A 23,274-nucleotide genomic window follows, 5' to 3' on the forward strand; every position below is an offset into this window, starting at 1 on the left:
ATTATGACTATGAAACGATGGATTGTTGTTACTGTCATAACGATGGTGCTGGCCTGGGTTTCTGCGAGTTATGGGGCGATGAAGGTGTTTGTCTCTATTCCGCCGCAGAAATGGCTGGTGGAGGCCGTTGGTGGGGAGCTGGTTTCAGTTGAGCTGCTGGTTCGTGCTGGTCAGGACCCTCACACCTTTGAACCACGTCCCAAACAGGTCGCTGCTCTTTCCAGAGCGAAGGTCTGGTATACGCTGGGCATGGAATTCGAAAAACGATTGCAGGAGAAGGTGCAGGCTGTGGCGCCAGGGCTGACGGTAATCGATATGAGCCGTGAGGTGGAAAAGGTCGTCATGGTTGAAGATGGGCATGAACATGGTGGCCACGATAGCTCTGGACATGATGCTCATGGGGAGGAACCACTTGATCCGCACGTCTGGCTTTCACCGGTGAATCTGCAGATCATGAGCCGTACTGTGGCAGAGACGCTTGCGGCTGGAGATCCGGCTAATGGTGAAGAGTATAGGCGTAAGCAAATGGTTGTTGAGGCGCAATTGGAAACCCTGAACCAAAAATTGTTGGAAATGCTTAAACCATATCGGGGCGCTTCGTTTTTTGTGTTTCATCCGTCCTTTGGTTATTTCGGCAACGCCTATGGCCTGGTGCAGGAGCCGGTGGAGTTGGAGGGCAAGTCACCGGGACCGCGGCAGCTTTCTGCACTGATTGCCAAGGCCAAAGCGCAGCAGGTGAAGGTCATTTTTGTTCAACCCCAGTTTGATCCAAAAGCGGCACAGGCGGTGGCAGCGGCTATCGGCGGCAGCGTTGTGCCGCTTGATTCGCTGGCCGAGGATGTGCCGGCAAACCTGCAGGTGATGGCAACGAAAATCGAGGACGCGCTGAAAAAATGAACCATTCCGAAACGCATAACAGATCGGAGCCGGCTATCAGCATTACGGACCTCTCCTTTGGTTACGAGGACCGGCAGATTCTGACCGAGGTGAACCTTGCGGTTTACCCATTTGATTCGGTCTGCATTGTCGGGCCCAATGGTGGCGGTAAAACCACCCTGATGAAGCTCATCATCGGTCTTTTGACGCCTGAAATCGGCGAGGTATTAATCTTTGGCAAGCGACCTGAAATAAACAAGAAGTTGATTGGGTATGTTCCACAGTATGCGGTTTATGACCGGCAGTTTCCCATATCCGTAAAAGAGGTGGTCTGCATGGGCCGATTGGGTGGAAACATGACCGGGCGCTATAGTACCGAAGACTGGGACCGAACAATGCATGTGTTGGGGGAAGTTGGTCTTGCACCGTTTGCCGAACGCTCGTTTTCTTCGCTTTCCGGAGGCCAGCGCCAAAGGGCATTGATTGCCCGGGCACTTGCTTCTGGTGGCGATATCCTCATTCTCGATGAACCGACTGCCAATATCGATCAGGAATCGGAATCCCATCTCTTTGAGTTGCTGGGTGAGCTCAATCAGCGCATGACTATTTTGATGGTTACTCATGATGTCGGTTTCGCATCCAAATTTTTCAAACGTATCGCATGTGTAAACAGGAGGGTGGTGATTCATCCCACCAGTGAACTGACCGGCGAACTGATCAAGGAGATGTACGGCGGCGATTTTCGGATGATCCGTCATGACCACACCTGCAGCAGCGAGGGGCACCGCCATGATTGAATTTCTTGCCGCCTTGACTGATCCGGACCTGCCCTTTGTCCGCTATGCTGTGATCACCGGTATCCTGGCTTCGATCCCGTTTGGTATTATCGGTACCTATGTGGTGGTCCGGCGTATAAGCTATATTGCCGGAGCCATTTCACACTGCATCCTGGGGGGGGTGGGGGCTGGGCTTTACCTGCAGAATGCACAAGGCGTCAGCTGGTTTGGCCCTCTCCATGGCGCAATTGTGGTGGCGCTTCTCGCGGCGGTTGTTCTTTCGCTGGTGAGTCTTTTTGCCAAACAGCGGGAAGATAGTGTCATCGGCGCACTCTGGGCCGCAGGAATGGGCATCGGGCTGCTCTTTCTGGCCAAGACTCCTGGCTATGTGGATCCCATGAGCTACCTGTTCGGAAATATTCTCCTCATTACCCAGTCCGATATCTATCTGGTACTGTTACTTGATATTTTGGTGGTGGGCACCATCGGAATCTTCTATAACACCTTTCTGGCCATCTGCTTCGACGAAGAGTATGCGGGTTTGCGTGGTGTTCATACCCACTGGTTCTATCTGGTACTGCTCTGTCTTACGGCACTGACTATCGTTTTGCTGGTACGGGTGGTGGGGATTGTGATGGTTATAGCCCTGTTGACCCTGCCAGCCGCCATCGCTGGAAATTTTGCCCGCAGTGTCCGGCAGATGATGGTATTGGCCATCCTGCTCTGTACGATTTTTATCCTGGCCGGCCTTTCCACCAGCTATTCGCTGGATTTGCCAAGCGGTCCTGTCATCATTGTGATTGCCGCTGCGGTGTATCTCCTGGTGGCGTTGGGCATGAAATTTTTACGACCGCGTAGTATTTAAAAATACAGGATTTTATATCCTTTTAAACCCAATAAGCAGACAGTAGACGGCTGTGGTTTCATTTTGAAACTACAGCCGTTTTTTTGTCGAGATTGTTTTGTCGTATCAAAATAAATTTATCGAAATTTACTCGTAATTGCGTTAAAAGCATGGCGCGACGGTTGGTATTGGAATGGTAACGCGCTAATAACGCGTGAATCAAAAATAAGCGAGGTGCGACATGCAGAATCTGCAGAAAAAATATGGTATCTGGACTGCGATTGCGATGGTGATCGGTATCGTTATTGGCTCTGGGGTGTTTTTTAAGGCCGATGATGTTCTGAAAGCCTCCGGTGGCAGCCTGCCGACAGCGTTACTGGCGTGGTTGATCGGCGGCACGATCATGGTGGTGACCGCCTATGTTTTCGCCAAGATCGCCAGCCGGATTGAGAAGGTCAACGGCCTGGTTGATTATTTTGAAGAAGCCTATGGTCAGCGCGCTGGCTATCTTGTCGCCTGGTTTATGACCATTATCTACTATCCGACGCTGGTGGCGGTTCTGGCCTGGGTTTCCGCCAACTATTCAATTAATCTTATTGGGGCAAAAGAAGGGGTATGGTCGCTGGCGTGTGTCTATATGATTTTCTTCTTCCTCTTGAACATCTATTCGCCGGTGCTGGCAGGCATGTGGCAGGTTTCCGCTACGGTTATAAAGCTCATTCCCCTGGCACTTGTGGCCGTGGTGGGGATTATTACCGGTCTCACCAGTGGGCAGACCCTTTCCAGTTTTGCCAATGCGGCTCAGACCGTGTCGAGCGGTGGCGGCCTTGCTGTGGCTACACTGGCAACCGCGTTTGCGTATGAAGGCTGGATTGTCGCTACCTCAATTAATGCCGAACTCAAAGATGCCAAGCGTACCTTGCCCAAGGCACTCTTTTTCGGTTCAACAGCGGTGGTGATCATCTATATGCTGTATTATCTCGGAATTTCCGGGGTGCTCTCCAATGATCAGGTTATTGCTGCAGGTGATAATGCCCCGGTACAGGTCATTTCTCTTATTTTCGGGCGTATGGGGGGGACGTTACTCTCTGTCTTTGTCATCATTTCCTGTCTTGGAACCTTGAACGGCCTTATTATGGGAGCATCCCGCGGCATGTTTTCCATCGCTTCGCGCGGTCTCGGACCCCAGGCCAGGTTTTTTGCAGTTGTGGATTCCGCCACCAACAGCACCCGCAATTCTGCACTGTTAGGGTTCGTACTCTCCTGTTTTTGGCTGGTGGTCTGGTATGGTAACTTTGCCGGATGGTTTGGGCAGTTCATGGATATTTCCGAATTACCTATCGCTTTTCTTTACGTGATTTACATCTCCCTCTATATTTGGGTGATGAAGCGTTTTACAGGCCTGGGACCCTTTGATCGGTTCGTGGCACCGGTTTTGGCCGGAATGGGTTCGCTCTATATCATCTGGGGTGCGGTGCAGAAAGATATGTTTATCCACTTTTTTCTGCTGACGGTGACGGTTATCATTGCAGGTTTGCCCTTTATCAAAAGACGCGATCACTGAGAACATAAGTTGTCATAACGATTACCTATGATTTTTGATAAGCGGGGAGATACTATGGATTTTGTAACGACATTACAGGCAAGTCCGCTGATGCTCACCGAAGCTGCTATTTCTGAGCGGCTCAGGCGGCGAGATGATGTGACGCTGCATCCAATGCTCTTCAATACGCCGCTTATCTATGACGAACATGGTCGGCAATGTCTTGCTGAGATCTATGGACAATACCGGGAGATTGCCCGTGAAGCCGGTCTGCCGTTGCTGCTTTGTGCCCCGACCTGGCGGGTTGACCGGGAGCGGACCGCTGCTGCAGGATTTGATGCGTCGCTAAACCGTGATGCGGTCAGTTTTATGCTCGAGTTACGCGACAGGTGGCAGGATCGCCAATCTCCCGTGTTTGTTGGTGGCCTGATCGGCCCGAAAAACGACTGCTATATGCCAGCCTTGGCACTTTCTGCTGACGAGGCGGAAATGTACCATGGCTGGCAGATCCGTGAACTGGCCGCGGCAGGTGTGGATGTGGTGGTCGGTCAGACCTTTCCGGCGGTTTCTGAGGCGCTGGGTGTCGCCAGGGCCTCGGCGAAGGCGGGTGTTGCCCACCTTATCAGCTTTGTGATCAACCGTCATGGCAAAGTGCTCGACGGTACAGTCCTGGCCGAGGCGATAGCGAGGATAGACCGCGAAACAGCAGGTGGCCCTGCTGGGTATATGGTGAACTGCGTTCACCCTTCCTTTCTTCTGCCTTCACAGCAGCCTTCAAATCTTTTTACCAGACTGGTGGGGATTCAGGCCAACAGTTCTTCCCTGGACCATGACCAGCTGGATGGTGCCGTTGAGCTCAAGCAAGATGACATGCGGGACTGGGGAGAGCAGATGCTCGCCTTAAACCGTGAGTATGGGATGAAGATCCTTGGCGGCTGCTGTGGAACTGACGACGCCTATCTTCGCTATATAGCCCTGGGTGGGGAGAACGCGTCACTGTAGCTTTGTTGTTTTTCTGCCATCCTAAACATGTTGTGTGGTTTTTGGAGGGTATTGGTGCGCAGGATCGATTCGATCTCTGCATGCAACTGTGCAGGTCGGATAGGTTTTGAAATATATCCATCCATTCCCGCCTCAAAACACTTTTCTTTGTCGCCTTTTACCGCATAGGCGGTCATGGCGATAATGGGTAAGTGTAATCCCGTTGCCTCTTCTTCTCTTCTGATGGCCCGTGAAGTTGCAAAACCGTCCAGTCCAGGCATCTGAATATCCATTAATATCAGGTCAAAACAGCCCCTGTGTTTATGGAGATGTTCCAACACCTGCAGCCCATTTTCCGCCGTAGTCACCTGCCAGCCGGCCCTTTGCAAAAGGGTGACGGCAAGTGTTCGGTTGATATATTCATCCTCAGCCAGCAGTACATGCAGGCCGGTGGCAATGGCGGGTTGTTTTCTGGTAACGAAGCGTGGGAGGCCAATGGAAAAATCGGTTGAGGCTGACAGGCCGAATTCTGCGGTAAAATGGAAGGTTGTTCCCTGGTCGGGGATGCTCTCCAGCCAGATGCGACCACCCATTTTCTCCACAAGTTCGGCGGCAATCATCAGTCCTAACCCTGTCCCCCTCTGAGCTGCATCGGCGGTGGTGCCAAGCTGCATGAAGGGTTGAAAGGTGAGATGAATTTTCTCTGGAGCAATACCCACCCCGGTATCGCGTACTTTGAAGTGGAGCATAACCTTGTTCTTTTTATCGACCGGGTTTCCAGTTGAGTGGACACTGACAGAGACACCGCCAGAATCTGAAAACTTGATGCCGTTGCTGACCAGGTTGGTGATAATCTGGCAGAGTCTGGTGGAGTCGCCGACCACCTTTTCGGGGACATCGTCGTCAAAGCTGGTGTGCAGGGTGAGATTTTTTTCAGAGGCGCTTACTGCCAGCATCTGCATGGTGTCGCCTATATGCTGGCGGAGAGAAAATGGTGTTTCCGCCAGGTCAAGTTTGCCCGCCTCGATCTTGGAAAAATCGAGAATATCGTTAATCAGGCCAAGCAGCCGATCGGCCGAGGTACGGACCATTTCCAGGTAGGTTCTGGCTTCTTCCGGCAGCTGCATATCTAAAGAGAGGTCGGTCATGCCGATGATGCCGTTCATGGGGGTGCGGATCTCATGGCTCATCGTGGCAAGAAAGATACTCTTATTTTTTTCCGCCAGCTCGGCTCGTTCCTTAGCGCGGCGCAGCTCGTCTATTCCCCGTCTCCTACAGAGGGCGTCGCCCACGTGACGTGCCACAAAGGACATCAGCTGCATGTCATTTTCGGTATAAATCGTGTTTTTATAACTCTTAACAATTACCACCCCTGAAAGGCTTGAAAGATAAAACGGTGCGCCCACTAGAGAATGGGGCCTGGTTCCAGGGTAATGGAGTCGTTGGGTGAGAAACACTTCGTCTCTGTTTTCTGGGGTGAGCAGAAATGGCCTTCGGCTTTCGACCATGTAGCCCATGAGGGTCTGTCGTTCATCATCGGCGCTGCTGGTCTCCTGTCCCTGCAACCGGTAATCGTATTGATCGGAGTAATAGGGGAATCGATATATTGTGGAGTTTTCCCCTTTTTCTACTAACACGATGCTGAAGTTGCGGGCGTGGATCAGGCTTGCTACCGTTTTGTGCATTGCCTGATATAAGCTGTCAGGTGATTGGGCGGTATGCGATTGTTCGCTGATCTCGTGAAGAGCCTGGCGAACCTGCTCAGAAAGCTCAAGGGCTCGCATGGAATGCTTCAGCTGATGAATGGTATCCATGCTCCGCAGGCGGGAGCCAATAATGGAGGTGATGGTGGCAAGGCCTGAGAGATAATTTTGGGAGAAGCGATATGGATTCCTTGATCCGATATAAATAGCGCCGACGAGAATCTGCCGGTCGCGTAGGGGGACGAGTAGGTGGGTGCTGTTCTCGGTCCGATGGAGTTCGTTCGGAGTTGGGTTTTCATGTGAAAATATGACAGCTTGGTCGGTGTCGATATTGTCTGGTAGAAATGAGGCGACCAGTCTGGCCGGTACTCCTGGTCGGTGAATGATAGGTGTATCACCAGGAGGGAAAAGACCTCCACCTTTCTCATCCTGCAGGTAGAGTTCAATGAAAAACGGGCCAAGCTGCGGGAAAATCCGGTGGTGCAGAAAAGCATGAAGGGTAATCGGGTCATCGGTAAAGCGCTGTCCGATGGTTAATTCACGGGAAAGTTCAAGAAATGTGGACAGGGCAATTGGTTCCGCCATGGTTGTACAATCGTGCATAGGAACACCAGCTCCAATGGATTGGTCAAATGGAAAACACGGCTCTGCATGGACTGAAGTGAATACAAAAAACAGACGTTAACACCAAGGGCAATCATAGCAGAAAAGAGGGGAGGGGTGAAGGGGCAACAAGAAAGAATAATGGAAAAATAAGACTATGCCATAATGCTAAGGGGTTATGTGTACAACCCGCATGATCTGTGGTACGGTTCAGTAACAATGTTGTGCAGGGAGCTTTAGGTGCGCTACAAATCCCACCGCAATGAGGGTGACTATGCAGATGATGAAAGCCTTGGTGAAGGCAAAAAGAGAGCCGGGACTGTGGCTGCAGGACGTCCCTGTTCCGGTTCCTGGCAAGAGCGAAGTTGTAATCAAAATCCTGCGGACGGCCATCTGCGGGACCGATGTACACATTTACAATTGGGATTCCTGGGCCCAGAAGACCATTCCGGTACCTATGCATGTCGGGCATGAGTTTGTCGGCCGGGTGGCAGTGATTGGGGAAAACGTCACCGATTATAAAGTCGGTGATCTTGTTTCCGGTGAGGGGCATCTGGTCTGCGGCCACTGTCGAAACTGCCTGGCCGGCAGACGGCACCTCTGCCCGAATACAAGCGGCGTTGGAGTGAATCGGGCCGGGGCTTTTGCCGAATATCTTGCCATTCCTCAGGTTAATGTCTGGTATTGCGATCCCAATATTCCCCTTGATATCCTGACCTGTTTCGATCCGCTGGGTAATGCGGTCCATACCGCACTTTCCTTTGATCTGCTGGGCGAAGACGTACTGATAACCGGGGCGGGGCCCATCGGCTGCATGGCCGCGGCTGTTGCGCGGCATGCGGGCGCACGCCATGTTGTGGTGACCGACATCAATCCCTACCGCCTCGATCTTGCCAGGATTGCTGGCGCGACCCGGGTAGTGAACGTAGCAAACGAGAACCTGCCTCAAGTTCAGCAGGAGCTCGGAATGAAGGAAGGGTTTGATGTTGCCATGGAGATGTCCGGAAGCCCGGCGGCTTTAAACGCCCTTCTTGAAAATATGTGCCATGGCGGTAAGATTGCCATGCTGGGGATCGTGCCGGACAACACGGCCATCGACTGGAGCAAGGTGATTTTTAACGGGTTGACCATCAAGGGAATCTATGGCCGGGAGATGTTTGAAACCTGGTATAAGATGACCACCATGATCCAGAGCGGGCTCGATATCTCCCGGCTCATTACCCACCGTTTTCACTATACCGATTATGAAGAGGCCTTTTCAGTGATGCGCACGGGGCATTCGGGCAAGGTGGTTCTCAACTGGGAGGAGAAATAACCATGACAACCCCAAAACTTGATCAGGCACTGGCAGGAGAAATTGAGGCGCTTGCCGGGGAAGGGCGGGCCAAACCACCGGAGCGGGTGATTACCGGGTATCTGCCGCCTGCCGGTACGCGGGGACCTCGTTACACCATCCTTGGACAGGATCGTGAATTTATCCGTCTTAACTCCAACTCCTATCTGTCGCTCTCCCAGCATCCTGCCCTCATTGCGGCCGCCGATGCCGCCACCCACGCCTGTGGGGTCGGGCCGGGTGCGGTGCGCTTTATTGACGGCACCTTCAGTTATCACCGGGATCTTGAAGAGCGGGTTGCCCGCTTTACTGGCAAACCGGCTGCCAAAATATTCAATTCCGCTTACACCTCTAACTGCGGGCTGGCACTTGCCATCGGCTCCGCCAAGACCCATTGGATTGGCGATCAGCTCAATCACAACTCCATCATCCGGGCCATGCGAATTGCCGGTGTGCCCAGTGGCCATAAAGGGATTTATCGCCATAACGATATGGATGATCTTCGCCGATGTCTCGACGAGGTCGAAGACACCATTGAGCGAGTGGTGGTCATCTTCGATGGCATCTTCAGTATGCGCGGTGACTATGCTCCCATTGACCGGATCGAAGCAGTCTGCTCGGAGTACCGTGACAGATTTCAGGATGGTGTAATCACCGTAGTCGACGATTCCCATGGTATCGGCGCCTATGGCGCTACTGGCCGAGGCACTTCCGAATATAGTGGAGCTACGCCGGATATTATTGTCGGCACCTTCGGTAAAGCCTTCGGAGTCAACGGCGGTTTTATCGCGGCCAGCGAAATGGTGGTTGAAGCGGTGCGCCAGAAGGCGGATACCTATATCTACACCAATCCACTGAGTGTTGCCGACTGTGCAGCGGCATGTGCGGCGATCGATATTTGCGACAGTGATGAGGGCTTGCAACTACTCGCCGCATTACGAGAACGTACAGGGAGATTCCGGGAAGGCTTGACCCGGCTGGGACTCGAATCGATTCCCGGCCCCCATCCGGTAGTGCCGTTGATGGTTCGAGACACCGCCAGGACGCGCGCCATGGTTCAGGGACTTTTCGATAAAGGTGTGATGGTGGTGGGTCTCACTTTTCCGGTGGTGCCGAAAGGTGACGAGTCGATCCGTATTCAGATCAACGCTGCTCATACAGAGGCAGACATCGATTATGTATTGGAAATCCTCGCCAGATTACAGTAGCTGGTTGTGAAGTGCGGATTTGTATCCAAAATTAAAAAATAATGGATTGCCGGGAAAAGTAAGATAATTGTCAGAGTCTTCTGTCTTTATAGGGGTTCAAGCAGAAGGTCGTATGGCGATGGCGCGGAGTATTATACCCCGCACCCGGGAATTTCAGCCATGGTTTAAACATATCTGGTTGCAAACTTGGCCGTACTTTTGGTATGGTGCCATGAGCTACTGAATCTGTAACAAATATGTCGCCGTCAAAGTCAATTGGAGGGCTCAATGGATGATGTTCAGGCGCTGATGGAAAAAATCAGGAAAAACATTCTGGCCGAGGCCGAGCAAAAGCTCGCCGATGAAGCCTTTCAGCATCTGCGCAACTGTCTGCATAAGGGGCGAATGAAAGATGCAGATGGTCAGGCATGTGTTGCCGGCGAGAATGCAAACTGCATGGAAATGTACCTGAAATTCTGCGATAACCGTGTTGACAAAGCGAAGTACGTTTCTGATGGCGATGGGATAAGCTGTTTGTGCGGCTCTTGTACCGCAGATATGGCCATCGGTAAGACCACCGCCGAGTTGCTGCGAATCAAGCCGTCGGATGTGCTCAAAAGAGTGCAGCGTAGCGGTGAGGGGGTTGAAAAGCAAGCATTGCTGGCTGTAGAGGCCCTGCACAAGGCTGTGGAAAACTACTGGATTGCCAAGCATGGCAATGGTGCTCTGCATAAGCTGAATCGTAAACCTCGCTTTGTCGCAGTAGGTCGGGGGACATCGTATATGCAGTACTCCCACTGATCATTTACCGCATTTGTCAACGGCCGGTTTTCCGCATGCGGAAAACCGGCCGTTTTTTTTGAGGGGATAAGGATGGTATCCGAAACGGATCTCTTCAGACGTCTGTTTGACGTACTGGAGCAGCATAGCAGAGAGCAGAACTGCGGAAATTTTTTACAATACCACTCCCCTGCTGAATTGACCGCATTGCTCGATCTTGATCGGGAGAACACTGAAGGTGACTGGGACCCCATATTCTCATGGATCAGCCAGTACCTCGAGTACGGAGTGAAAACTTCACATCCTTCCTTTGTCAATCGCATGTGGGCCGGGGCCAACCCGCCTTCGATTCTCGGGGATATCGTGGTGGCGGCAACCAATACCTCTGCCTGCACCTACGAATCAGCACCCGTTTCTACCCTTTTCGAAAAGTATATGATCGAGCAGATGCTTGAGCTGGTGGGTTTCAAAAATGGTGAAGGCCAGATGACCACCGGTTCGAGTAATGCCAATATGATCGCCATGATGTGCGCCAGGAACCTGGCCTGTGAACAGGTCAAGCAACGGGGACTGTTCGCGCAGAGGGAATTGTTTGCCTTCGTCAATAATGATGCCCACTACTCCATGGACAAGGCGGCCAATATTCTTGGTCTCGGCAGCGAACATCTGGTGAAGGTCGAGGTCAATGAGCGGGGAGAGATGGAGCCGGTGGCTTTGAAAGCTGCAATTGAGCAGGTGGTAGGCGCAGGTGGCGTGCCATTTTTCGTGGCGGCTACCGAGGGCACCACGGTGCGGGGGGCCTATGACCCCATCACACCGCTTTTGGCTTTACGCAAAAAATACGGTTTTTGGCTTCATGCCGACGGAGCCTGGGGCGGAGCGGCGGTGATGAGTGACAGCCTAAAAGATGAGTTCATGGCCGGGCTCAGTGAGGTTGACTCATTTACCTGCGATTTTCATAAAATGCTCGGTTCTGCCCTCATGTGCAACGTACTGTTGATCAACCATTCCAACCGTACCCTGGGGGCAGTACTAGGTGGCGGAGATGGTAGTTATCTGTTTCGCGATACCGAGGACAGCGGGGTAAGGGATCTTGGCACTACTTCTTTGCAGTGCGGTCGCCGGGTCGATAGTCTCAAATGGTTTCTCGATTGGAAGTATTATGGGAAAACCGGTTTTGGCAAGCGAATCGAAAACTACCTTGAACTCTGTAAATATGCGGAGGAGTGTGTGCACAGTTATCCGGAACTGGAGCTGGTGACACCACGGGTGTCGTTTAACATTTGCTTTCGTTATAAGGTTAATGAGGAGATAGCGAACAGTTTCAATCAGGAACTACGCACCCGTCTCTATCAACAGGGGCTGGCTTTGGTGGGAATTGCCTATATCGGAGAGCTGCTAGTGATGCGGTTGCTCATTACCAACACCAATGTTGGCCGACAAGAAATTGATCAATTTTTTCGACAACTGGTGGATTTGGGCCAGGAGATGGCGGCGTAAAAGAGTAGCTCGTAAGAGATTTGCAATCGAGAAAAAGTCAGCTACAATGCGAATTAATGGAGTTCGCTACAATGGCTGTAGCTGGGCCGCACGAGAAAAGCACAGCAGGGTGAGAGCATGGAAATGTTTTTTTCCTGATTAATTGTCTTTTTTTATACGTTTGTTTTTCATTGCGAGGTCGCGCATGGGGAGTTCATTTCAGGATCAGTTGTTGAAACTGGGCTTGGTTAATAAAAATCAGGTCGATAAGGCGAAGAAGTCAAAGCATTCCGAGCGAGCGCAGAAAGTCAGTAAGAAACAGCCGCCCAAAGTCGATGAGAACGCGTTGCTGGCCGAGCAGGCACTGGCCAAAAAGAGAGAGCGGGCACGACAACTCAATCTCGAACGCGAGGCAAAGCTGAAAAAACGCGAAGAAGCAGCGAAGGTCCGGCAGCTTATTGAGACCAACAGCCTGCCCAAAGATGAAAAAGGGGTGGCTTACCGGTTTGTCGACCAGAAGAAAGTCTACCGCCTCTTTATCGGCCAGGACCTGGTTGACCGGTTGAGTCGCGGAAGCGCCGGTATTGTCAGGTTAGGCGATCAGTATGAGGTGTGCCCGGCGGAGACGGTGAAAAAGATACGCGAGCTCGATGAAAAGGTGGTGGTTCTCTTCAATGAACCTGCCGGCGGTGGCGAGAGTGGCGACACTGAGGATCCGTATGCTGGCTATGAAGTTCCTGATGATCTGATGTGGTAACACTTCGGCCGGATACCTACTGTGATGGATATCCGGCCGATAACTGTTATTGAGGGCGTGCAGAAATCTGCGAATCAAGAAAAATCTGCAGCCACTCCTTCTGGCTTCTGATGTCAGCGATTTTCGTCGCGATTGTCAGGGTCTTGCTCCCGGTTCTCGTCACCAACGGATCGAGGTCTTCCAGTTTGATCGGGAACTCGTTGCCGTGCAGCAACTGAATGACGGCGTTACCGATTTCTCCTCCCCCTGCATCTTTGCTGGCGTTCACTTTCTCTATCATTGGTGTGACATAGAGCGTCTGTTTCTGACGATCAAAACGGAGGGCCGCCTTGGTCTGAAAATCCAGCTCTATCTCGCCCACATTCAGCTGGATCTTGTTGCCGGCCAGTTCCGTGACGATCTTCAGATGGTCGCCGGCGAGATGCAGGCGACAGGCGAGTTGTTTATCCAGAAGCTGGAGGTCGCTGATGTTGATGATCCGCAGGTTTCCCTGCAAACTCTTGGATGTCGCAGTGTACTCAAGAGGGAGCGTTGCGGTGATCGCCTCGGCGAGGACGCTTTCCGGGAGGCTGATGGTCATCATCTTTTGGGATTGTGCTGCCTGAGCTGAAAAACTTGAAAAGAGCAGCATGAGTGCACAACAAAGAGGAAAAAAGCGTTTCATATCATACCGTAGTGGAAGAAGGGGATGTGCCGCAGGCAGAGCGTCACCGGAGCAGCATTGGGTATACAAGTAATGAGGCAACAGTATGACAGACTGATTGCCTTGTCCGCAACCTCAAAACGGGTGAAACGTATTTTCTCCGTTTTTCTTCGCATATTGATGATTGTCGATTATGATATCCGGTGAAAAAACTCTATGCTGTTTCAATGATTTGAAAAATATCGCCTAAGTATTTCTATGCCCACTCTTACCGTTACCTCCGACTGTTTGTTGAGCGATATCGATTTTGCCCTTGAAGAGGAGCTGAAAAAACAGCTGACTATCGATAATCCCCAGTATCTGGCGGCAAAAAAGTATGGTCGCTGGATCGGTAAGAAACTGAAACCCACCCTGAAGTATTATGTGCCGGTCCCTCGTGGCCTTCGTTTTCCCCGAGGTTTTTCCAATCAGGCGATTCGCATCTGTCGGGAACTTACCGGCGAGTCACCTGAGATTGTCGATAATCGCCGGCTGCTGCCGGAAGTCGATTTTCCCTTTTCTGGTGAGTTGCGCCCCTATCAGCAGGAGGCGGTGGAACTGATTGAAAAGCGCTCTTTCGGGGTGCTCGAAGCAGGAACTGGAAGCGGCAAAACCGTTATGGCCCTGGCTGCTATTGCCAGGCGACGTCAGCCAACCCTGGTTGTGGTTCACACCAAGGAACTGCTCTACCAGTGGCAGGAACGGGCCGCCACTTTTCTGAATAGTGAAGTGGGGCTGATAGGAGACGGCCATTTTGTTATAAGGCCTTTTACCGTGGCCATCGTCAATACTGCCCGTAAGCGGGTGCATGAGCTGGTTCCCCACTTCGGGCATCTGATAGTCGATGAATGCCACCGGGTGCCGGCCGCACTTTTTACCGATGTGGTTGCCAATTTTGACTGCCATTATCTGCTCGGTCTTTCTGCCACTGCCTTTCGCAGCGATGATGGACTGACCCGGCTCATCTATTACTTTATGGGCGACCGGATTCACAAGGTGGACCAGGGCGAACTACAGGCCACTGGCGCTATCGTGAAGCCACAGATCATCCACCAGCCGACCCGGTTCAGCTATAACTATCGCGGTGATTATCAGGCTCTGATTAAGGCCCTGACCCGCCACGAGGGGCGGAATATGCAAATTGTCGGCGATATCATCAACGTCGTCGCCGAACCGGACCCGGGGATCGCCCTGGTCGTATCTGATAGGGTGAGCCACTGTGAACTGTTCACCCGGCTGCTGGCCGAGAGGGGAATAAACGTGGAGATGCTGACCGGTCAACTGTCGGCGGAAAAACGGGCGGAGATCGTCGATGCGGTGCGGGAGGGCAGGCTGCAGGTGCTGGTGGCCACGCTCCAGCTCATCAGCGAGGGTTTCGACTGCCCCGGTCTTTCCACCCTTTTTCTGACGACTCCTATAACCTTCGAGGGGCGTTTGCTCCAGGTCATCGGCCGGATCATGCGACCGGCCGCCAATAAGCAGGCCCGGGTCTTTGATTACGTCGATGAAGAGGTCAGGGCTCTGACCCGATCCGCCAATATTCGCCGGAAGGTGCTGGCCGGCCTGTAACCTTTCAACAGCACCCCGTCTTTGCACGATCAGTCTTGCTCGCATAGTTGGGCGTATAGCCTCGTAGGTCTGATTACACAAATGTTGGTCACATCTGAACGGATACGTCTTTTAAGCCGTTCGTCACCCCCTTAACCGACTGTTGTTGCGAAATGGTTTGCTTGTTTGGCGAAGTTGGAGTATCATGTTGGGTTTTTCGCTGCCCGGATCATAATTGCCATCTTTTCATAGCGCCGTTCCGGGCGCTTTTCTATTTTCAACTACATGCACAGTGCATATGGTATGACAATCTCCACCCGATCTTCCGGGCTGCGGGAATCTTCAGGGATACAGAATGGATCAGAGTAAAATTCGTAACGTGGCTATTATTGCCCACGTCGACCACGGCAAAACCACCCTTGTGGATCAGCTATTTAAACAGTCCGGTATGTTCCGCGACAACCAGCAGGTCTCCGAGCGGTTAATGGACTCCATGGATCTGGAGCGAGAGCGGGGGATTACCATTACCTCCAAAAACGGCTCCTATACCTTCGGCGACTACTGGATCAACATCATTGACACCCCAGGGCATGCCGACTTCGGTGGCCAGGTGGAGCGGGTGCTCAGGATGGCCGACGGTGCGCTGCTTTTGGTTGATGCCCAGGAAGGCCCGATGCCCCAGACCTACTTTGTTCTGAAAAAAGCCCTGCAGAACAATCTACCGGTAATCGTGGTTATTAACAAGATCGACAAGCCGGCTGCACGGTGTGACTGGGTTGTTGATCAGGTCTTTGACCTCTTCGTTAAGCTGAATGCCCCGGACGATGTTCTCGATTTCCCGGTGGTCTATGCCTCGGCTAAGCAGGGCTTCAGCCTGTTAAATCTTGAAGACAAGATCGAGGATGGTGGCAATATGCACGCCATTTCCCAGCTGATCGTTGAGCATATTCCGGCGCCAGTGGGCGATGTCAAGGCGTCGCTGCAAATGCAGGTGGGTACCATTGACTATTCACCCTATCTGGGGCGCATGGGTATTGGCAAGGTGGTTAACGGCACCATGAAAATTAACCAGCCGATTGCCGTCGCCCGGCGCGACGGTTCGATCAAGCCGGTGCGGATCTCAAAGATTTTTCGTTTTGAGCGCGATGAAAAGGTGGCGATCGATGAAGCAGGTGTGGGCGAAATTGTCGCCATCGCTGGTATGGAGGATGTCACCGTGGGGGTTACTTTCACCGACGTTGAGGACCCTCGACCTTTGCCGTTGATTACCATCGATCCGCCGACCATTTCCATGAACTTCATCCCCAATGACTCGCCATTTGCGGGCAAAGAAGGGAAATTCGTCACTTCCAGGCATATCGAAGAACGATTGCAGCGTGAGGTTCTGGCCGATGTGGCCCTGCAGTACGAGCCTCTGACGGATGCTGTTGGTTTCAAGGTTTCCGGCCGTGGTGAGCTGCACCTCTCCATTCTGATTGAGAAGATGCGCCGTGAGCAGTATGAGTTCCAGGTTACCCGGCCTCAGGTGATCATGAAGGAAGAAAACGGCAAACTGCTTGAACCATACGAGGAGCTGACCGTTGATGTGGATGAGCAGTTCCAGGGTGCGGTCATCGAAAAACTAGGCAAACTGAAAGGCACTATGACCGAGATGGGTACCCAGAATGGTATGGTTCGACTGGTGTTCCATATTCCTACCCGCGGTCTGCTCGGTTACCGTTCGCAGTTCATGACCGACACCAAGGGTATGGGCATGATGAGCTATGTTTTTCACGAATATGGACCCTATGCCGGTGATATCATCAATCGTCAGAGCGGAGTGCTGGTGGTAAAAGAAACCTGTGTTTCAGTGGCTTATGCGCTTTTTAACCTCCAGGAGCGCGGCAAGTTGTTTCTCGGGCCGGGTATACCGCTTTATGAAGGCCAGATTATCGGGGAGAGTGCTCGTTCGGTAGACATGATTGTTAACCCGGCCAAAGGCAAGAAGCTGACCAATGTTCGCGCATCCGGATCGGATGAGGCCGTTGTTCTCACACCTCCGGTGAATATGTCGCTGGAAGAGTGTATTGCCTATATCAACGATGACGAGTTGGTGGAGGTTACACCGCAATCTATTCGACTGCGTAAAAAGGCGGGGGTTCGCATCCGGGGCTGAGGAGGGCTATGACTGATCTGATTTTTCTCGCGATATCAGGAGCAATAGGGCTGTGTACATTCTGGCTCATTGCCAGAAAATATGGCAGCGACTGTGTACCCTGACTGCTAATGTATGGATCCGTCGGGACGGGTCTTGTCAGTTATATGGTGTTGAAAGCTCTCTTTTGACATATTGTAAAACAAAAAGGGTTATCGTCGATACCGACGATAACCCTTTTTTATTTCTTTAAACCACTTTACCTTTTCACACCTTACACCTCACACCTCATGTTTTTTCGCCGCAAAATAATCGGCCAGTATCCGGCCATGATCAAATGCCAGCTCCGGTAGGCTGTCTTCGGAAAAGAGTTCGGCTTTGCCGGCATCATCACCTGCCAGTGGTTGTCCGGTGGCCTGGGCAATGAAGACGGTGGATGCGGTATGCTGACGTGGATCCCGGTCGGGGTCAGAATAGGTGTGGAACTGACGAAGGCCAGTGACCACAAGACCAGTCTCTTCTTCAGCTTCACGCAAGGCCGCAGCTTCGAACGATTCGCCGTAGTCGACAAAACCTCCAGGGAGCGCCCAGCCGTGTGGCGGGTTTTTCCGCTCGATCAGAACAATCCGTTCACCTATCTCAATGATAATGTCGACGGTGGGGGTGGGATTCCTGAAGACTTCGATTGTATTATGGCAATGCGGGCATTTCATGGCTTGACCTGCAGGGTGATGAGAAATGGGTTAGCCCAGAGCCAACAGGGTGTGGATCTCCTGCCAGTTTTCCACGGTCGGCAGGTTGTGGCGGTTGCGGTTCCAGGGATGACTGTAGACGAGGGGAATAATGTCGGCAGCAGCCAGCATGTTGCAGGTCTCGGCCCGGTCGTCGATAAAATATTGCAGCTTATGCTCCCTGACGTAGCGGAGCTTGTCATCATGATCGCCCATGGCCACCAGCCGGATGGCGTCCCGTGTCTTCCGCGGGAAGAACTGTTCGAACCAGTCGATAACCGGCTGTTTCAGTGGCCGGGCAGTGATGACCGTCACTGGGGCGTGAGCTGCCAGCTTGCCGAGGACGTCCACTGCGCCCACCATTGGCATAAGACCGGTGGCAACTGAATCTTCCAGAATATCGCGAAAGATTTGTTCAACCAGGACTGCAGGCATGCCAATGCAATCCTCAATCTGGAAATTGGTGATGTCATCCAGAGTAAAGGAACAATAACCATGTTCTTCGCAGGCGATGCGGATAAAGGCCTCCGCGGTATTGGCGATGACACCGTCAAGATCAAAGCCAATCTTGGTGGGGTCGATTTTTAGTGGCTTTTCCATAAATAATTATTGGTTTGTAAAAAAAGCGGGCGCGACTATCGTCCCGGCGGCAGATAGCTTCGTTCCAATTCCTTGACCTCGGCCACCAGCTTCATATTCTCAGGGGAAAACATCCCCAGTTTTCTTGCAGCAGCAACAACAGCACCATTGATGGCGTCGATTTCTGTCCGTCGGCCGGCGCGTACATCCTGGAGCATGGAGGAGATGTTGGTCGCGGTTTTAGCGCAGACGTCTTTGGTAATTGCCAATGAGTCGGGCGGCACGTAGATGTTTGAGGCCAGGGCGACTTTCAGAGCCTCTTCCACCAACCGTTCCATTCGCGCAGCTGCACCGGGCAGGGTGAGGAGTTCTCCATTGGTGCAGCCGAGAATGGCGGTAAGGCCGTTGATTCCTGTGTTGACCATCAGTTTGGTCCAGAGCCTGGAGAGGATATCGTCTGTCATCCTCGCCTTCAGGCCGCTCTGGTTGAAAAGCTCGGTGACCTGCTGCAGTTTCTCCATCGCTTCGTTACTGACTTCTTTCAGAAAACCGAATTGGGTCAACCCCTTGCCGGCATGGCGTACCTGTCCGGTCTCCAGAAGGTTTGCCCCTTCAGTGGTGGTGCCGAAGGCCGGAGTGCCATAATGGTCCGGGATCTGTGCCTCGAGATGTGCCACCCCGTTCTGGAGAAAAAGCAGCAGGGTGTCGGGGCCGAGAAGTGGAGAACAGAAACCGAGACAACCTTTCAGGTCATAGGATTTGACACAGAGAATCACCACATCGGCCAACCCTGTTTCGCTTGGGGTGGAAGAGACAGAAATGGCTGACTCTTCTACTTCGTCTTTATAATGATAGCGGATGCCTTTGGCAGCAAGCATGTTCGCACGTTTGGCATTGTGATCCAGCAGGGTGAAACAATGTTCTCCGTCTCTGTCGCCCCTGGTGAGTCTGGATGACAGCAGACAGCCGAGGGCCCCGGGCCCGACCAGAACAACGTGCATGAGTATTACTCCCGTCTACTTGATAATCTGGGCTTCTTCCACGAGAACCGCATAGTTGTAGCCGGCGCCGAAGTCCTTGTTCGCGGCGACTGTGCCTTCGAATATGACGACATCATCCATGGCCACTGTCTGGCTGGTGGTGACCACGAGGTCGTGGGTATTGTTCATCGGGTTGCCGCTGCCGTCTTGCAGATGAACCCAGTTTTTACCCATGATGTTGGCGTTGAATTTGACCACCTTGCCGCGTAAGCGGATTTTCTGGCCATTCAGTTTTTCGGCCTGGGTAAAAATTTCTTCAACCGTATAGCTGTTGTCGCCAGGGGCCTTTTCTACCGAGACCTCTGTGGCCGGCACCACGGCACCAGTGCTGCCGCCGCTTGCTACAGCCATGGCTGCCGGTGTTGCAGGCTGCACCTGCTGCTCACGGGCCACGGCAGCGGCGAAGGAATCGTCATCGGTAGAAGGGGCTGCAGGAGTTGCTGCTGCCACCTTTTCGCCGTCTAGACCTGGGGAAAAAATGATGGCGGGAAACGTGCGATCCAGCGATTTGGAGTGAAAATCCTTCATCTCCATTCCCTGAGTATAGTTCACTTTGTCACCGACGGATACCTTGGTCTCCGGTATGGCGACCCAGTCTTTAGAGCTGCCGCTGTCAACGTAGATATAGGTATAGCCTGCCGCGTTTATGGTTTCCAGCACGGTGCCGCTGGCCGTCTGGGCAAGAGCGTTGGTAATGGTGTGGCCGGAAAGTGTGATCACGGCCGAGGCTGCAAGATAGAAAGCGTATTTTTTCAACATGGTATCTCCTGAAACGAATGGATGAATAAACTTCGCCGCAGAGACTAATCATTTTCCAGCATAAAGGCAATGTGCTCAAGAATAGTTCTGGCCCACAATTGATACCCTTCCTCGGTGATGTGTACCCCGTCCAACTGGAAGAGGTTACCGCTACTCTGGACAAAGCGTGAATAGACATCGACATAACAGCTACCGGTTTTGCGGCATATTTCAGCAATCTGGGTGTTGATTCTGGGAATGGTATCCTTGCCCAGATGTCGAAGATGCATGGGGAGCAGGCTGTTGACCAGAACTTCCGTGCCGGCAAAATTCTGGGTCAGAAAGACAATGATCTTCTTGAGATCCTCGATGAAACCATAATGTTCCATGACAAGATCGTTGGTGCCGATCATTACCATGATCATTCTTGCCGAGCTGTAATAGGTCTTCAGTTTCGGCATGGATGAGAGCAGTTCGTCGGTGGTTGCCCCGGGAACTCCACAGTTTTTAATCGTGAATTGTGGAATGCGCTGCTGCCAGTTATAGCCCGCAACCAGTGAGTCCCCCAGCATGAGAAAGAGGGGGGCAGGAGTCCTGGGGGTGGAAGGTGATGCGATCATGTAATATCAGGATGTGAAGTGTATTTATTGTATAGGGGGGGAAGATCAGAACGTGTTGGTTATGTCACCGGTATCCGTTTCCCTGCTGTTTAGGTATTTCTGGAGGCGAGTCGCCTCGTATTATTTCAGGTACTTGTAGCACAGTTTATTGCCAACACCAAATCTTTTCGGATCGACCTGTGGGACTGTTTCGCTTTGTTTATGGTCGAATGGGCATGGACTGGAGCAACTTGACTGTCATCGGCTCAACTCGCACGACCGAGGAAAGCGATCCTTCCAGAAAAATTCCCTGCAGATGTATATCGAGAGGTGAGCTGGCAGCGGTGTCGATCACCAGATGCCATCTTCGTCCCCTGGTGTTATGGGGTACAACAGGCACAGTGAAATCAAGAGGGATGATTGAGCTGCCGTTGATCATCATGAAGAAATCGTCATCTCTGGGCTTATTCTTTCTACTGCCAGAAAGCAGCATTCCCAGACCATGACAGTTCTCGGACCAGTTGGTACTGTCGGGATTGAGATATTGCCACTGAATCTCCTTTTTCTCTTTGCCGGTGGAATTGTCAGGCCCCGCAAAGAACTCCTCGCGGCGGAAGACGGGATGGCGGCGGCGCAGTTCAATACATTGCCGGAAAAAACGTAAAAGATCCTGGTTTTTACGGCAGAGTTTCCAGTCCAGCCAGCTGATGGAGTTGTCCTGGCACCAGGCATTGTTGTTGCCGAGCTGGCTGCGGCCGAATTCGTCTCCGGCGGTGATCATCGGCACGCCCTGTGAAAGCATGAGAATGGTCAGAAGCGAGCGTATCCGCCTGGCGCGTAACTTCTTTATCGCCGCAGGAGCCGGAGCTCCTTCGTAGCCGCTGTTCCAGCTGAGATTATGGTTGTCGCCGTCCCTATTGTTCTCGCCGTTTGAGAGATTATGCTTGTGGTTGTAGCTCACCAGATCAGAGAGGGTGAAACCGTCATGGCTGGTGATGAAATTGATAGAGCTGAGCGGTCCTCTGCCGCTGGCCTGGTAGAGATCCGAGCTGCCTGCTAATCGGGTTGCCAATTTGGTGACGGTCCCCTCGTGCCCTGCCATAAACGAACGGATATCATCCCGGAATTTACCGTTCCACTCACCCCAGCGGGAGTTGGTGGAAAAAGAGCCGACCTGATAGAGCCCAGCAGCGTCCCAGGCCTCGGCGATAATTTTGGTGTCGCGCAGCACCGGGTCTTCCGCGATCAGTTCTATCATCGGTGGATTAGTCAGCACGTTCCCCGCCTGGTCGCGCCCGAGGATGGAGGCGAGGTCGAAACGAAATCCGTCCACGTGCATCTCCATGACCCAGTAACGCAGGGACTCGCGGATGAGTGAGCGCGCTACCGGATGATTGCAGTTGAAGGTGTTGCCGCAGCCGGAGAAGTTCAGATACTCCTTGGAAGTGGGATCAAGCAGATAATAGATAGGGTTATCGATGCCTCTGAAGCTGCTGGTAATGCCGTCATAGCCACCTTCTCCGGTATGATTGTAGACGATATCGAGAATCACTTCGATGCCCGCCTGGTGGAGGGCGCGGACCATGCTTTTGAACTCGTTGATATGGTCATCGGGGTTGTGGGCATAGGCCGATTTCACGGCGAGAAACGAAACCGGATTGTAGCCCCAGAAGTTCTTCAATCGCTCACCGCTCTTCGGGTCGTGGAAATTGGTATCGTTTTCGTCAAACTCGGTTACCGGTAAAAGCTCGACCGCAGTTATGCCCAACTGCTTGAGGTAGGGGATTTTTTCGATGAGCCCCCGATAGGTTCCCGGAGCGGTTATGGTATGCTCCGCCTGTTGGGTGAACCCTCTGACGTGCAGCTCATAAATAATTGTTTCTGACAGCGGCGTTTTCAACGGTCGATCATGCTGCCAGTCGAAATCGTGGCGCGGAATGCGACAGCAGGGCACTTCACCGTAACGGGCCAACTCTCCCCAACGGCGTGGGGTGAGGGCATGGCAGTAGGGATCGATCAGAATCCGTTCAGGGGTAAAACGACAGCCATCATGGCTGTTCCTGCCAAATAGCCGGTAGCCGTAACTCAGCTCTGTATCTGTGGTCTCAATGAGAATGTGCCATATGTCTCCGGTCCGGTTTTCCTCTCGGCCAAGAGACAATTCGTAGCGGAGGGGGCCATTTTGATCTCCGGAAGGGAGCTCAACAACCAGGACCACCTGGCTGGCATGGCGTGAGAACAGGGCGAAATTGATGCCTTCGTTGAGTACTGTCACGCCAAGCGGCAGGGGATAGCCTCTTTTTACCCTCCAGGGGAAGTTTTTTTCTGGCATCATTGATAATGATTATTAGAATCTTTAAG

At 52.5% G+C, this 23,274-nt stretch carries 20 protein-coding genes; 12 read left to right on the plus strand and 8 right to left on the minus strand.

Annotation, left to right across the window (positions count from 1 at the left end):
- The first annotated feature begins 3 nt into the window (after nt 1–3).
- The 5 genes from BUF15_RS11710 to BUF15_RS11730 all read left to right on the plus strand — a co-directional run bounded on the left by BUF15_RS11710 (nt 4) and on the right by BUF15_RS11730 (nt 5,041).
- Nucleotides 4–897 (plus strand): metal ABC transporter solute-binding protein, Zn/Mn family, encoded by an 894-nt coding sequence (locus BUF15_RS11710; RefSeq protein ID WP_159441286.1) that lies wholly within the window; start codon nt 4–6, stop codon nt 895–897.
- Complete coding sequence (locus BUF15_RS11715) at nt 894–1,673, plus strand: metal ABC transporter ATP-binding protein (protein ID WP_073613672.1); 780 nt, start codon at nt 894–896, stop codon at nt 1,671–1,673. The genes BUF15_RS11710 and BUF15_RS11715 overlap by 4 nt, the downstream gene beginning before the upstream one ends.
- Nucleotides 1,633–2,517 (plus strand): metal ABC transporter permease, encoded by an 885-nt coding sequence (locus BUF15_RS11720; RefSeq protein WP_234981160.1) that lies wholly within the window; start codon nt 1,633–1,635, stop codon nt 2,515–2,517. The genes BUF15_RS11715 and BUF15_RS11720 overlap by 41 nt, the downstream gene beginning before the upstream one ends.
- A 220-nt stretch (nt 2,518–2,737) precedes the next feature.
- Nucleotides 2,738–4,060 carry an APC family permease gene (locus BUF15_RS11725; RefSeq protein WP_073613673.1) on the plus strand — a complete coding sequence of 441 codons (1,323 nt, stop codon included), beginning with the start codon at nt 2,738–2,740 and terminating at the stop codon, nt 4,058–4,060.
- 54 nt (nt 4,061–4,114) lie between these two features.
- Nucleotides 4,115–5,041 (plus strand): homocysteine S-methyltransferase family protein, encoded by a 927-nt coding sequence (locus tag BUF15_RS11730; RefSeq protein WP_073613674.1) that lies wholly within the window; start codon nt 4,115–4,117, stop codon nt 5,039–5,041.
- On the opposite strand, the gene BUF15_RS11735 is transcribed toward BUF15_RS11730, so the two are convergent.
- A complete protein-coding gene (locus BUF15_RS11735; RefSeq protein WP_073613675.1) occupies nt 5,005–7,326 on the minus strand; it encodes an ATP-binding protein in 2,322 nt (773 codons plus the stop codon). The genes BUF15_RS11730 and BUF15_RS11735 overlap by 37 nt on opposite strands.
- Before the next feature lie 283 nt (nt 7,327–7,609).
- Here BUF15_RS11735 and tdh point away from each other — a divergent pair, with 283 nt between their 5' ends.
- The 5 genes from tdh to BUF15_RS11760 all read left to right on the plus strand — a co-directional run bounded on the left by tdh (nt 7,610) and on the right by BUF15_RS11760 (nt 12,862).
- Nucleotides 7,610–8,641: an L-threonine 3-dehydrogenase gene (gene tdh, locus BUF15_RS11740; RefSeq protein WP_073613728.1), complete on the plus strand. Its 1,032-nt coding sequence runs from the start codon at nt 7,610–7,612 to the stop codon at nt 8,639–8,641.
- Nucleotides 8,642–8,643: 2 nt separating this feature from the next.
- The gene (locus BUF15_RS11745) at nt 8,644–9,867 is read left to right on the plus strand and encodes an aminotransferase class I/II-fold pyridoxal phosphate-dependent enzyme (RefSeq protein WP_073613676.1); all 1,224 of its coding nucleotides are present in this window, start codon (nt 8,644–8,646) and stop codon (nt 9,865–9,867) included.
- Between the two features lie 267 nt (nt 9,868–10,134).
- Nucleotides 10,135–10,647: an iron-sulfur cluster assembly scaffold protein gene (locus BUF15_RS11750; RefSeq protein WP_073613677.1), complete on the plus strand. Its 513-nt coding sequence runs from the start codon at nt 10,135–10,137 to the stop codon at nt 10,645–10,647.
- Between the two features lie 72 nt (nt 10,648–10,719).
- On the plus strand, nt 10,720–12,126 hold the full coding sequence (locus tag BUF15_RS11755; protein ID WP_073613678.1) for a pyridoxal phosphate-dependent decarboxylase family protein: 1,407 nt from the start codon (nt 10,720–10,722) through the stop codon (nt 12,124–12,126).
- 184 nt (nt 12,127–12,310) lie between these two features.
- Entirely contained in the window at nt 12,311–12,862 is a 552-nt protein-coding gene (locus BUF15_RS11760; RefSeq protein ID WP_073613679.1) for a DUF2058 domain-containing protein, read from the plus strand.
- A gap of 46 nt (nt 12,863–12,908) precedes the next feature.
- Here the strand turns inward: BUF15_RS11760 and BUF15_RS11765 are convergent, their stop codons facing one another.
- Nucleotides 12,909–13,526 (minus strand): hypothetical protein, encoded by a 618-nt coding sequence (locus tag BUF15_RS11765; protein ID WP_073613680.1) that lies wholly within the window; start codon nt 13,524–13,526, stop codon nt 12,909–12,911.
- Between the two features lie 237 nt (nt 13,527–13,763).
- On the opposite strand from BUF15_RS11765, the gene BUF15_RS11770 reads away from it, so the two are divergent.
- Together BUF15_RS11770 and typA are read left to right on the plus strand one after the other, a co-directional pair.
- On the plus strand, nt 13,764–15,113 hold the full coding sequence (locus BUF15_RS11770) for a DEAD/DEAH box helicase (RefSeq protein ID WP_073613681.1): 1,350 nt from the start codon (nt 13,764–13,766) through the stop codon (nt 15,111–15,113).
- A gap of 334 nt (nt 15,114–15,447) precedes the next feature.
- Nucleotides 15,448–17,247, plus strand: a complete 1,800-nt coding sequence (gene typA / locus BUF15_RS11775) for a translational GTPase TypA (RefSeq protein WP_073613682.1) — start codon at nt 15,448–15,450, stop codon at nt 17,245–17,247.
- Between the two features lie 260 nt (nt 17,248–17,507).
- Here the strand turns inward: typA and BUF15_RS11780 are convergent, their stop codons facing one another.
- The 6 genes from BUF15_RS11780 to glgX form a co-directional block, all read right to left on the minus strand.
- Nucleotides 17,508–17,939 carry an NUDIX domain-containing protein gene (locus BUF15_RS11780; RefSeq protein ID WP_073613683.1) on the minus strand — a complete coding sequence of 144 codons (432 nt, stop codon included), beginning with the start codon at nt 17,937–17,939 and terminating at the stop codon, nt 17,508–17,510.
- Between the two features lie 30 nt (nt 17,940–17,969).
- Nucleotides 17,970–18,557, minus strand: a complete 588-nt coding sequence (locus BUF15_RS11785) for a 5' nucleotidase, NT5C type (RefSeq protein ID WP_073613684.1) — start codon at nt 18,555–18,557, stop codon at nt 17,970–17,972.
- A gap of 35 nt (nt 18,558–18,592) precedes the next feature.
- Nucleotides 18,593–19,537 carry a ketopantoate reductase family protein gene (locus tag BUF15_RS11790; RefSeq protein ID WP_073613685.1) on the minus strand — a complete coding sequence of 315 codons (945 nt, stop codon included), beginning with the start codon at nt 19,535–19,537 and terminating at the stop codon, nt 18,593–18,595.
- A 15-nt stretch (nt 19,538–19,552) separates the two neighbouring features.
- Complete coding sequence (locus BUF15_RS11795) at nt 19,553–20,335, minus strand: hypothetical protein (protein ID WP_073613686.1); 783 nt, start codon at nt 20,333–20,335, stop codon at nt 19,553–19,555.
- Between the two features lie 44 nt (nt 20,336–20,379).
- On the minus strand, nt 20,380–20,934 hold the full coding sequence (locus BUF15_RS11800) for a GDSL-type esterase/lipase family protein (RefSeq protein WP_084553917.1): 555 nt from the start codon (nt 20,932–20,934) through the stop codon (nt 20,380–20,382).
- Between the two features lie 199 nt (nt 20,935–21,133).
- A complete protein-coding gene (gene glgX / locus BUF15_RS11805; protein WP_073613688.1) occupies nt 21,134–23,248 on the minus strand; it encodes a glycogen debranching protein GlgX in 2,115 nt (704 codons plus the stop codon).
- Between the last annotated feature and the right edge of the window lie 26 nt (nt 23,249–23,274).

It is taken from the genome of Desulfopila aestuarii DSM 18488, assembly GCF_900143695.1.
GTDB lineage: Bacteria > Desulfobacterota > Desulfobulbia > Desulfobulbales > Desulfocapsaceae > Desulfopila > Desulfopila aestuarii.